The following is a 12304-nucleotide window of genomic DNA, read 5'->3' as shown; positions in this document are numbered from 1 at the left end:
ATCAATGGATCAAACCGCCTTCCTCGCCCAGATGCAGAAAGCGATGCTGACCGTGCTGATCGCCTCGGCCCCCGCGCTGGCGATTGCGATCGTCATCGGCGTCAGCGTCGGCCTCATCCAGGCGCTCACCCAGATCCAGGACCAGACGCTGCCGCAGGCGGTCAAGCTGGTCGCCGTCATGCTGGCCCTGGTCGTGCTCGGACCGGCGCTCGCCGTGCAGGTCGCCAATTTCGCCAGCAACACGCTCGACATCTTTCCGGCCTTGACACGGTAGGAGAGCGGCGTGGATTTTCTCTCCGCCACGCAATCGCTGTTCGACCTCATCTATCCGGTGCTTGCCGGCACCACGATCGCCATGGCCCGGGCGCTTGGGATGATCGTCATCACCCCGGCCTTCGTCCGGCTCGGGCTCACCGGACTGATCCGCTCGGGCGTCGCAATCGCCATCGCCCTGCCGCTGATACCGAGCTTCACGGCGACGCTCGCGGAGGGCCAGAGCCTCTCGACCCTGGTTGTGACCGGCCTCATCCTGAAGGAAATCATTCTCGGCATCATTATCGGCGTAGTGCTCGGCATTCCCTTCTGGGCCGCCGAAGTCGCCGGCGATCTCGTCGACCTGCAACGCGGCTCGACATCGGCGCAGCTCGTCGACCCGCTGCAGGCGACCGAAACCAGCATCGCCGGAACCCTGTTCGTCCTGGCGATGGTCGCTCTGTTCTTCAAGTCGGGAGGCTTTGCGCTCCTCGCCGAGACCTATTACAGAAGCTATGAGATCTGGCCCGTCACCAGCTTCTCGCCGGCCCTTGGTTCCGGCGCGGTGGAAGCGCTGCTCGCCATTCTCGACCGAGTCATGCAGATCGGTGTTCTGCTGATTGCGCCGATCGTGCTTGCCTTGCTCATCGCCGACCTGATGCTTGCCTATTTGTCGCGCATGTCACCGCAGCTCCACGTCTTCGACCTGTCGCTGGCGATCAAGAACCTGCTTTTTGCGATCCTGATCGTGCTCTATCTGAACTATCTCCTGCAATACATGGTTGCGGAGTTCGCCATCCTGAAAGAAGCGCCGGTGATGCTGCGCGCTCTTCTGGGGTCGGCATCCAACTAAAGCCCTCGCTCGCGGCCCAGGAAATCCGGTTCCTGTCATCAAACCATTAAGCAGGCCCGCCATAGTGGCCTGCGCGCGCTCGCGCGCCACAGACCAGCGTCTTGATTTCAGAGACCATTCTTCGCTTCCCGCGCCATACCGCGGGATGTGCCGCCCTCGTGCGCCGCATGGAGCCAAGGAGTTCCCACCATGTCCTATCGCATCGATATCGACGGCAAGCGCCGCTACGACGCCGGGGGCGACCGCGCCACCGCCGTTTCCGAAGAGCAGCGACGGTTCTTCGTCGAACAGATCAACCAGGCCGTGCGCGAACGGGCCGCGGCGGGTGGGCCGAAGACTATCGATCCGGCGACGGAAAAGGCGATCGTCGTCGAAAAGGGCGACAGTCTCTGGGAGATCGCCAGAGAGAACCATGTCAGCTTCAACGATCTCGTCGCAACCAACCGCATCAAGTCGACCGCGGGCACGGCGCCGATCGACCCGAACGACGTGGTCATCGTGCCGCTCGCCTCGCCCGAGCTCGTCGCGCAGGGGCCCGTCGACGGCAAAGGCATTCCCGAAGGCGAGGCCGCCTTCATTAGCGATCTCTATGGCCGCGGCAACAAGCTCGCCTATGCCGACGATCCTTCGAAGATCGACTATACCGCCGAAGGCAGGGACATGCGGCGCGACGTCGGCGCCTATCTCGACACCCTGCCGAAGGCGGAGCGACAGGCGGCAGCGCTGCGGCTTGTGAACAGCGACTGGCTCGATGCAGGACCCGCCGGCAATGCCGTCAAGGCGGCGATCGAGGAACGCGGCCTGAAGACCAACGCGGAAGCCGTGATCGCGGGCGAGATCTATGATCGCGGCAATCGGATCCAGTATTCCGACGATCCGAAGATCGACCATCCGGCGGCAACCGGCGAGATCGCCAAGGACGTCAGAAGCTTTGTCGAGACGCTGCCCGAAAAGGAGCGATCCGAGACGCTGCAGCGCCTCTACGACCGCGACTGGACGGATGCGGCGCCCGCCCGGATGGCAATCGAAGACGTGGCGAAGGCGCTGAATGTCGGCTTGCGCCCCTCAACGCATGCCGGCGCCGATGTCGAAGACACGGCACGCGACATTATCGACACCGCAAATGCCGCCGGCGGACCGGACAAGGCGTTCGAAGAGCTCTCCTCGGCCTTTGGCTCGGCAACGCCGGAGGTGCAGCACGTCCTGCTGCGCTCCGAAGACGCGAAGGCCCTGATCGACAAGGCGGCAAGCTGGGCATCGAAGCCGCTCGCCGACTATCGGCCGGAACAGGCCATGAGCGACCAGGGCAATGCCGCAACGACGATGAGCAATCTCGAGCGGCTGACGGCCGGCGCCGATCCGCGGCTGGCCGTCGATCTCGTCTCCGCCGCCATTCCGGTGATCGAAGCCGCCAACGCCCGGAAACAGGAGAAGGTCGGCGGCGAGCTGATCGGCATGAACGGGCAGACAAACATGATGACGATCATCGACCGCATCGGCGGCAGCCCGGGTGCCGATGCGCTCGTGGAGCGTTTCGCCAAGATCGGCGGATACCACCCGAACTCAATACCTATGGCGATCGCCAACGGCTCCCGCCTCGACTATCCGCTCGCCGTTGCCGCCGAAAGTGCGCCTGCCTCACCGGATTTCGTCGTCCAGAGCATCGTTCCGCACGTCAAGCAATATGCCTCGGCCAACGTCAACCAGGACGTCATCGCCTATTCGGCCCATATGCAGGAGCTGCAGTGGCTGGTGTCCAACCACGGCAGCACCATGACCCCCGAGCAGCTCAGCAAAGCGATCGACGACTACAGGAAGGAAAAGGGCTCCCAGTGGGCGGAGACCGAACAGCGCCTGGAAGACAACATCGCCGCGAGCGGCGAGAAATTGCTGCAGCAGCTGACGGCGCTCGGCAACCTGCCTCCGCAACTGGCGTCGCAGCGACAGGCCGTCGACGATGAGATCGGCAGGATCCTATCGGACGAGAAGACCGCGATGGCCGTCGAGATCGCGATGAAGAAGAATCCGGCGCTGCTCGACAGTCCGGCGGTGCTGAACCTGATGGGCTACCAAGCTCGTCTGACCGACCGCGGCCGCAAGCTCGCCGAAGAGGCGACGACGCAGATCATCCGCCACAAGGTCCTGCCCTCCTTTGCCGATCTGCAGTCCGGCGGTCCCGGGGCGCTTGCCAAGGCCAAGGTCGCCCTGGAGGAGCTAAAAGACGGCAAGCTCTCGCAGATGCTCGGCATTCCCAAGGCCGACATGGATCGGGCGATCGATGCGGTCGCCAAGTCGCTGCCCGAGCCGGGCGAGACGGTCGAGCAGTCCCGGGCGAAGATGGCCACCCTCAATGGCGACCTCAACGATCTCAAGAGCTCGAGCGGCGTCCGATCCTTTGCGAACACCACAGGTCCCGGCCAGATGCTCCGCCTGATCGGCCTTGCAGCGACGGGAGCGAGCGTCGCAAATTCCGCGACGGCAGCCCAGACCAACCCCACTCTTAGAAACAATCTCAAGGTGGTGATCGATGCGGTCGGGCTCGGCCAGCGCACGGTCGAGATCCTCGGTGGAATGGATCACCTCAATGCCGACTCCGCCGCCGTCAAGCATTTCGGCAGCAGCAGCCGGCCGGCGGTGAAGTTTCTCGGAGCGCTGAGCGGCGGCTTCGACGCCTGGGTCGCCTTCGACTATTTCAAGGCCGGCGACCCGCTGATGGGCAGCCTTTCGGCTGCCGCGGCGGGCGGAACGATCATGGCGGCACTCGGCACCGGCACGATGTTCGGCCCCGCCGGCCTCGTCATCGTCGGTGCCGCGGTGGTCGGCCAGATGATCGTCGCCGACACGCGCGACTCGAATAAATACATGACCGATACCTCGAAGCGCTTCCTCGCCCATTCCGGTCTCAACGAGACCGCCACCGGCGCGCTCATCGACCAGAGCGGCGATGGCCACAGCCCGGTGCCGATCCTCGCCAGATACGCGGAACTGAAGGGCTTTCGTCTCGATCAACCGGCGGACCGCCGGCGCTTCATCGACTGGCTGAACGGCATGCCGAAGGAAGGGCTGGAGAAACTGCGCGACAATCTGCACCATAGTCTCGACGCGTTCGGCGGCGATCCGGCGAAACTCGCCGCAAGCGCAGATTCCGATGCAAACTACACAGACCCGCAACGGCTGAACGAAGGCTATGTCAGCGGCGAGATATATGTGCCGAGTATCGCGGCGGAGATCCGCGCCGGAAACGGCTCACCCTCCTCGGTCAGGCAGATCGACGTGGCACTTTCCGAACTCGGCATCGCCGTCCCGATCGCCTGACGCGCGGACGCCGCCCGAGCGCAACGGCCGGGCGGCGTCGGGCACAAAGGCAGCATCAGCTCGTCAGAACGAGATTCTCACGTGTCCATTCGGCCAGTTCCGGAATCGTGCGCGGGCGACCGAACGACGGATCACGCGGAACCGTTCCGCCATCCGGCATCTCCAACGGTTCGAGCCGCTTCGGAGCCGTCATCGGATAATTCCCCTTGTCATCCGGCTTGGTCTGATGCACGCCTGCCACGAATTCTCGCAGCTTAGCCATGTCTTTGGTTGCCCGCAGACTTTCGGTCAGGGCCTGGGGCGTCATCCCCAGTTCCTTGGCAAGAGGCTCGATGATCAAGCCGACGCTGTTTCCATCTCCGTCGTGATTTGAAAGTTCCTTCGCCGCGTTCTGCGGGAATCCGGCCTTGATGAGAAACCTTTCGGTCGGCCCCTCATAGTAATTTGCGGCCTCGCTCCGTCTATACTGGTTATAGATAGCCTCGCCGATGATGCCGACCACGGCAAGTCCAGCGCCCCATAGGCCGGCCTTTGGCGACTTCATCAGCGACAGGAACGTCCCGACGGTCGTCGTCGCCGCAAAGGCCGAGTTTGCCCATTTGCCCTTTGCCGCATAGTCGAGGGTATAGGCGACCATCAATGCTCCGCCCGCGCGGTCGAAATACTTGGAGAACCAGCCCCACTTCGACGTGCCGCTGACTTCGGCAAAACGCGTCGCCTTGTCCAGGAAGCCACCCTTTGCCACCGTGCCCCGTTCGATGAGCGAACGAACGCTGCCCGCGGACAATTGCGCTGCCTCCTGCGCGATCCCCGCCGTCAGCCAGACGCCGAAAGACTGCGTCAGCAGACCTGGTGTGGCGAAATTGTCCTTGGCACTTCCGAGATAGAGCAAGCCTTGAACCCCGGCCAGGCCCTTGCCGAATCCCGAGGCCGTCGTGATCCCGGCACGCGGGTCGAACTTGGATCCATCGAACGCCTTGCTGAGACTTTCGATAGCCGCCTTGCGCGCTTTCGGATCAGTCGCGGCGTTCGGCCCGTTGAGCAGCAGGGATGAGCTTTGTGCCAGCTTCGGGTCGAATTGCCCGGGGCTCATGCGCGAAGCCGTGTCAATGCTGCCCGGCGTCGGCGGTTTGTAGGCCTTATTGCCGCCAAGGGCCTCATAGGCGGCGACCGTTCTGTGCATGCCGATGACCGCCCGGCCAGACCAGTACAGGGTTGGTGCCGCGGAAACCGGTTCGGTTTCCGGCTTTGCGGTTGCCTCGATGTAGGCCTTGCCCATTTCCGTCCAGGCCTGTTCGCTGTTGCTCACCGCGAACTGACTTTTCTCGTCCTGTTCCAGGCCCGTGGTCGCGTTCTTGTAGCGGTCGAGGCCGTCGAGCCCCTTAAGATCTTTCAGTCCGTCTTCGGCCGCATGAAGCGCGCTCAGGGTACGGAAGATCCTTGCACCCTGTTCATCCATCTTGTCTTTGCTGCCCTGCTTGTTGGCGATCGAATCGTCGATGCCGTCGGTCAGTTGTTTGGCAGAGAGCGACGATTTCCAGTCATTGGCGACGACGAGATGATCCTTGGCGAAGTCGCCCACGACATTTTGACTATTCTTTGTCAGGTCGTCGGTGCCCTTGATCACAGCATCGAAGACCGCATTCGCGCTGCTGGTGTTGCCGGATTTGTTGAGCTCCCTGACGACGGCGAGGCTCAGGGTCGGATCATTGCCGCCTGCAACGGCTTTCCGGAAAGGTTCGCCAGCCGCCTCAGGGTCGACAGGTTTGATCTGCGGATAGGGGATGCCGATTTCCTTGCCGATCTTCTTCTTGTCTTCGAGCGAGAACGTCCTCGCTTTTTCGGGAAGCTTGGCTTCCCAATCCGCAAAGGTGTTGTCCGTCGTATCCTTTACGGCCTTGGAGATCGATTTTGCACTGTCATCGATGAGCTTGGCTCCACCGGGAGCTTTCGAAATCCTGCCGAGAGCTTCGGAGTAATTCGCAAACAGGTCGTGTTGCGCCAGAGTCCGCCAGAGGTTGGTTTCCGGATTGACGTAGCGACCCGCCAGGCTGTCGGGAAGCGCGCCGGAATTAATCGCCGTTTGCTGGCCGATCGTTTGCTGGATGACATCCAGCACTTTTGTGTCCTTGTTTCCGAACGCCTCGATCGGTTGATTTGCCTGCTGAACAATCAGGACCGCGGTTTCGTCGGTGACGTTCTTGGTCACCTCGTTGAGTACCTTGGCGGCGCGGGCGGCACCGTCCTCTTTCTTGAACTGTATGGCGTCGGCTCCGTCGAAACCCTTGAAGTCGTTCTTGCCTTCGCGGAACGCGTCTTGCACGCGTTTGGCGGGTCTATTGACCAGAATCTCGCGCCCGCTGGCATCAAGCGCCTCGACAAAGCCCTTGTCGGACGGGCCAAAGGTCTTCAGCGTCTCGCGAGCGCTGTTGATCGCGGCTTCGCCGCCGTCGGGTGCGTCCTTCGCGAGTTTTGCGAACTGGTCGGTAAGTTCGGTTTGAACCTTCCCCCATTCCGCGGGATTCTGCTGCGCTGCGTTCACCAGCTTGCTGAGCGGCTCGAAAACAGCATTCAGATTGCTTTCGACCGTCTTCCGCTCGCTCTGCACGAGCTTCTTATATTCGTCGGTTTTTGGCCCCAGCGCGATGAGATCCGCCTCGCGCTGATCGAGGGAGGTCTTGAGCTTCTCGGGCGTATAGGCCTCGTTCTTGCCGGCCGACTGCAGATCCGTCTGGACCGCAAGCTTCAGCGCCTTGGTTTTTTCATCCTTGTCAGCAGGACTTGTCGCCTTGTCAGCGTCGGCTTGAAGCTCGGCGATGGTTTCCAGGCTGGTGCGCCGCTCCTCGCTCAATATCCGCAAAGAGCCGCCTTCATCAATCACGTCGGGATTGCGGATGGTCGGGTTCGTCAGCAGTATGTCGGGAACACTCTGTTCGTAGAGCGGCGCAATGCCGGAAAGCGTCTCGTCTTTCTTGATCTTGTGGTCGACGCGACCGTCCTGCTCCTTTTCAGGATTGCCCTGCGGCACGGACGGCTGCTTGGCTTTTTTTACGGCGTCGGAAAATTGGCTCGCTTTTGGATCGTGGAGTGCAGCCGTAGCGCGATGAAGTGTTGTGCGCATAAGACGATTGAAGTCGAGAATCCCCATACTGTCATCTCCCATGGTCTGTCACAAAAGCGTTGCACATCTATCAGAGGTTTGGAATTGTGGCAAACGCCATAAAATATTCGTTCAATAATAAACAGCTGTATGTCACTAACGGGACAGTACCTTTCGAGATAATGTTTTAGGGTATGCTGATGTTCTTGGTGCAAAAATCGCGGGTGCCGCAGGAATAACTCTGCATTTTCACTTCATTACGTTATTTCCTAAAAATAGATATTACGAATATAGCTACCGCACTGTGCTGAAACGCACGTTCCGTCAAGACCTTGCCGGGCAAGGTTCGGTAGCCGCTCAATCGGGCCGTCCACCACCCGCGGCCGGGCTTTCCTATAAGTTTCCAGCCAGTTTGCCGTTGCCATTGTCTGCCGAATAGTCAACGCATACCGAGTGATGCTTTGGCCTCGCCGTTGCCCGACCGTCGCAGAAAATCGCCAGGGCAATTTCCTTCAATAACGCCGGCCGGCCGGTGCTTACCTTCCCGGCAACTGAAACCAAGAGGAAGACCCGTGACACGCTGCGCATTCGTCATCGACCAGGCCCTGCCGCGAGGCCTGATCGCCAACACCGCCGCCATACTGGCCATGACGCTCGGCAAGGAGCGGCCGGATCTGATCGGCCATGCCGTCCACGATGCCGACGGCAACCGTCATCAAGGCATCACCACCATCGTCATGCCCATGCTGATGTCGGATGCCGGCGGCCTGATGGAACTCAGGATACGGGCGGCGGCGCAGGAAACATCCGGGCTTGGCATGATCGGCGTCACCGAAACGGCGCAGCGCGCCAAGAGCTATGAGGCCTACGAGCTCGGCATCGGCGAAATATGCCACGGCGATCTGCGCTATCTCGGTCTTTGCCTTCACGGCCCCGCCAAGCTGGTCCGGTCGCTGACCGGCGACCTGCCGCTGATGAAATAGGTGGCCGATGTCGCTGGCGCTCTATTTTTTGATGAACTCCTTCGCGCTCGCCCCCTCGATCTCGCCGGGACCGGTCAACATCGTTGCGCTGACCACAGGCCTCCGCCACGGCTTCGGCGCCAGCACCGGCCACGTGACCGGTGCGACGGCTTCACGGGGCAGGCCTTGCATACTGCCGCGGCGTCGCCGCCACATGCTGCTTGAAGACCCGCTGGAAATGGGCCTGGTCGGCAAAACCGGCCGACAGCGCCACATCGACGATCGGCCGGCCGCGACGCAATTCACTTTGCCCGAACTGGATGCGGCGGTTGAGCTGGTAGGCGTGCGGCGTCATGCCATAGCGCGCCCGGAAGGCCCGCACCAGATAGGACGGTGACAGGCCCGAGACATCGGCGATCTCTCGGAGCCGCAGGCGGCGCGTGCAATGCTCGGTGATGAAGTCCGCGGCCCGGTCGAGGCGGGACGTGGCCGGCGCAGCCGGCGCCTCGATCCTTTCGAGGCGACCGTCGAGTTCGCCGAAGAACGCCGCCGCCGCGCATTCCTTGGCAAGCGTCTCGATTCTCGTGTCGAACAGCATGTCAAACAACCGCTCGAGGCTGCGATAAACATCGGGATCGGTACTCACCACGGCGGCATAGGGGATGAAGTCGGCCGCCCCTCGCATCTCACGCAACCATGCCAAGTCCACATAGAGCATGCGGTAGCTCCAGGGGGCGTTTCGAAGCGGATTGCAGGCATGCGCCTCTTCCGGGTTCATGAGCACGACCGCGCCGGCCTCCACGTCGTGCCGGTGGCGGCCGTTGCGGTAGCTGCTGCGGCCGTTGGTGACCGCACCGATAGAGAAGGTCGGGTGGCTGTGGAGCCCGTAGCAGATGTCGCGCCCGTCCGCGACCTGGCGCGCCTCCAGAAAGGGAAGCGCCGGATCGCGCCAGAAGGAGTGGGCGGCGACGGGCCGGTGAGCCATGCTGGCCTCGCAGGAAACTGTTTCGGACGCCACTGTCATAGGACGGATTGCCGCCCGGGACAAACGCTGCCTAGCAATGAAGCACCCCTGCCAAGCCGCATTCGTGCCGTCGCGGCAGGCCAAAAGCGGCACTGCCGGGACCGAAAGCAAGCTCCCGCGCGGACGCCTTTTGATGATCCCCGCAGGTCATGCACAACGGGAATAACCTGCAAAAACCGCCTATTGCAGGATTTCTTGAATTCGGCCCGATTTCAGGATAAAATTACACCAGCAATTCAAGGCGTTACGGCAACCGTGCAAACGGCCTGCGCTGGAACGTGTGTTGCACGAGAGTGGTGACGCTTTGATCAAGCTTCATACGTGGAGGTTGTCATGCCCAACACTCTCATGGCAGGAAGAAGAAGCCAGGATTGGGCCAATCTGGTCCTGGCAGTCTGCCTGTTCCTCTCTCCCTGGGTCATCGGCTTCGCATCGGATACGACGGCGACCTGGAACGCCTGGATCGCCGCGATCGTGCTCGGCGCCTTGGCGGTCGCGACCCTTTCGGCCTTCGCTGAATGGGAGGAATGGGCCAATATGGTGATCGGCCTGTGGTTGATCGTCTCTCCCTGGTTGCTCGGCTTCATGGCGAATGTGAACGCGATGTGGACTCACGTCATCCTCGGCGTGCTCGTCGCCGCAATCGCCGCCTGGGCGGTCTGGGACTATCGTCACCACTCGCATGCCTAAAGCGCGACGGCTTCGCTTCACACCGAAGCCGTCATCATTTGAATGAAGCGAGCGGCGATAAATTGCTGCTCGGGGCGCGCTCCTTGTGAACGCCGAACGCGATGCCTGTCTCCCGCCTTTGGAATGACTTAAGGCGGGAGCAGATTTGTCACCCGCCGACGGCGAGCCGCCCGTCCTGGGCCCATTCCATCTCGGCGACGCCGAGTTCCCGCCGTTCGCGTTCGGTTTCAATGGCGAGATCGAGCACCTTCTGCAGGTCGGCGGCATGGCGGAAGCCGGGCTCGGCCATCTGCCCCGTCTGAACCGCGGCGACGAACCGCTCATAATTGGTCAGCACGGTGCCCGCATCGACCTCGCGCCAGATGGCCTTTTCGACGTCGGGCCCGAGGCAGGCGCGCAGGCTCGAGCCGTCCGGCGTGTGGATCACCTCCAGCGCACCCCTGTCGCCATGCAGCCTCAGCCGCAGCTCGTTCAAATGGCCGGTCGCCCAGCGGCTCGCATGGATGACGCCCATCGCGCCGCTGTCGAACTCCACCGTCATGGCGAAACTGTCATTGGCATCGAGGTCGTATTCGCCGATCCGGTTGCCGGGTGCCTTGTCGAAGGCCTTCAGCCGGGCGAAGACGCGCTCGACCGAAATCCCGGCGCCGTAGCCGGCGAAATCCAGAATGTGGATGCCGACATCGCCGAGCACGCCGTTCGAGCCGTGCCTGGTCGAGAGCCGCCACAGCCATTTCGACTCGCTTGCCCAGTCGCCCCAGGCCTTCGAGACCAGCCAGCTCTGCAAGTAGGAGGCCTCCAGATGCCTGACCTCGCCGATCGCGCCGGAAAGCACCAGTTCGCGCGCCTTCTGCAGCGGCGCCACGTTGCGGTAGGTGAGATTGACCATGGCGACGAGACCGGAGCGCTCCGCCGCCGCGGCCATTTCCGCGGCCTTCTCGTAGTTCTCCGCCAGCGGCTTCTCGCAAAGCACGTGCTTGCCGGCGGCAATCAGGGCCAGCGTCGTCGGATGGTGCGCCTTGTCGGGCGTGACATTCGTCGCGGCATCGAACTCACCCCAGGCGATCGCCTCCTCGAGCGAGGTGAAGGTATGCTCGATGCCGTGCTGCTCGGCAAAGGCCTTGGCGCGGTTCGGGTCGACATCGACGGCGCCGACCATCTCGACGCCGTCTATCTTGGCGAAGGCGTTTGCATGGCTGTTCGCCATGCCGCCGGTTCCAACTATCAAAAGACGCATCGGCAGCCTCCTCATCTGTAACCGGCCTCGCCGGCCCGGTGCAGCTTCGGGCCGCGCTCGACGATCGGCTCCAGCGCCTTTTCCACCGGCACGTTCGGCGCTTCGTGGATCGCCTTGTAGGTGCCTTGCGGGTTGTAGGCCCATTTCACCGAATTGCGCAACACGTGCTGAACCGTCTCATCGTGGTAGGTCGGATAGGTCTCATGGCCGGGGCGGAAATAGAAGATATTGCCAGCACCGCGCCGCCAGGTGAGCCCCGAGCGGAACACCTCGCCGCCGGCGAACCAGGAGATGAACACCGTCTCCAGCGGCTCCGGCACAGAGAATTGCTCGCCATACATCTCCTCGTGCTCGATGACGAAATTGTCGCCGAGGCCTTCGGCAATCGGATGGCGCGGGTTGACCACCCAGACGCGTTCGCGCTCGCCCGCCTCGCGCCATTTGAGCGCGCAGGGCGTGCCCATCAGCCGCTTGAAGACCTTGGAGAAATGGCCGGAATGCAGGACGATCAGCCCCATCCCCTCCCAGACCCGCTTGGCGACGCGCTCGACGGTCCTGTCGTCGACGGCGCCATGATCCTTGTGGCCCCACCACAGAAGCACGTCGGCGGCCGCGAGCCGCTCTTCGCTGAGCCCATGCTCCGGCTCCTGCAGCGTCGCCGTCGTCGCCCTGATCGCGGGGTCGCTGTTCAGCGCTGCGGCAATCGTGTTGTGCATGCCGTCCGGATAGATTTCCCTGACGACGGCGTTCGTCTGCTCGTGGATGTTCTCACCCCACACAATGGTGTTGATAGACAAGCTCGTTCTCCTGCTGATTGGGGCATCCGCCGCGGGTGCCCGCTGTGCGTGAATTGAATCTGTCGACCGGGGTT

General features: G+C 62.4%; 9 protein-coding genes. 5 read left to right on the top strand and 4 right to left on the bottom strand.

All coding sequences use genetic code 11. The features are described from left to right. Positions 1-4: 4 nt before the first annotated feature. From ATC00_RS12610 to ATC00_RS12600, 3 genes are all read left to right on the top strand, one after another. A complete protein-coding gene (locus tag ATC00_RS12610) occupies positions 5-274 on the top strand; it encodes an EscS/YscS/HrcS family type III secretion system export apparatus protein (RefSeq protein ID WP_037381872.1) in 270 nt (89 codons plus the stop codon). 9 nt (positions 275-283) lie between these two features. Then, positions 284-1105 carry a type III secretion system export apparatus subunit SctT gene (gene sctT / locus ATC00_RS12605; protein ID WP_064253011.1) on the top strand — a complete coding sequence of 274 codons (822 nt, stop codon included), beginning with the start codon at positions 284-286 and terminating at the stop codon, positions 1103-1105. 189 nt (positions 1106-1294) lie between these two features. Further along, positions 1295-4420: a LysM peptidoglycan-binding domain-containing protein gene (locus ATC00_RS12600; protein WP_064253010.1), complete on the top strand. Its 3126-nt coding sequence runs from the start codon at positions 1295-1297 to the stop codon at positions 4418-4420. Positions 4421-4475: 55 nt separating this feature from the next. Here ATC00_RS12600 and ATC00_RS12595 read toward each other — a convergent pair whose 3' ends face one another. Continuing rightward, positions 4476-7448 (bottom strand): LysM peptidoglycan-binding domain-containing protein, encoded by a 2973-nt coding sequence (locus ATC00_RS12595; RefSeq protein WP_234782285.1) that lies wholly within the window; start codon positions 7446-7448, stop codon positions 4476-4478. A gap of 644 nt (positions 7449-8092) precedes the next feature. On the opposite strand from ATC00_RS12595, the gene ATC00_RS12590 reads away from it, so the two are divergent. Beyond that, positions 8093-8503, top strand: a complete 411-nt coding sequence (locus ATC00_RS12590) for a DUF2000 domain-containing protein (RefSeq protein WP_064253008.1) — start codon at positions 8093-8095, stop codon at positions 8501-8503. Between the two features lie 151 nt (positions 8504-8654). On the opposite strand, the gene ATC00_RS12585 is transcribed toward ATC00_RS12590, so the two are convergent. After that, the gene (locus ATC00_RS12585; RefSeq protein ID WP_064253007.1) at positions 8655-9467 is read right to left on the bottom strand and encodes a helix-turn-helix transcriptional regulator; all 813 of its coding nucleotides are present in this window, start codon (positions 9465-9467) and stop codon (positions 8655-8657) included. 372 nt (positions 9468-9839) lie between these two features. Here ATC00_RS12585 and ATC00_RS12580 point away from each other — a divergent pair, with 372 nt between their 5' ends. Beyond that, entirely contained in the window at positions 9840-10196 is a 357-nt protein-coding gene (locus ATC00_RS12580) for an SPW repeat protein (protein WP_037381884.1), read from the top strand. A gap of 148 nt (positions 10197-10344) precedes the next feature. On the opposite strand, the gene ATC00_RS12575 is transcribed toward ATC00_RS12580, so the two are convergent. Continuing rightward, entirely contained in the window at positions 10345-11433 is a 1089-nt protein-coding gene (locus ATC00_RS12575; protein ID WP_064253006.1) for a Gfo/Idh/MocA family protein, read from the bottom strand. Between the two features lie 11 nt (positions 11434-11444). Continuing rightward, complete coding sequence (locus ATC00_RS12570; RefSeq protein ID WP_037381889.1) at positions 11445-12230, bottom strand: ThuA domain-containing protein; 786 nt, start codon at positions 12228-12230, stop codon at positions 11445-11447. Between the last annotated feature and the right edge of the window lie 74 nt (positions 12231-12304).

The sequence above is a fragment of the Sinorhizobium americanum genome, from assembly GCF_001651855.1.
In the GTDB taxonomy this organism is placed as follows: domain Bacteria; phylum Pseudomonadota; class Alphaproteobacteria; order Rhizobiales; family Rhizobiaceae; genus Sinorhizobium; species Sinorhizobium americanum.
This window is presented reverse-complemented; position numbering and strand designations above follow the sequence as displayed.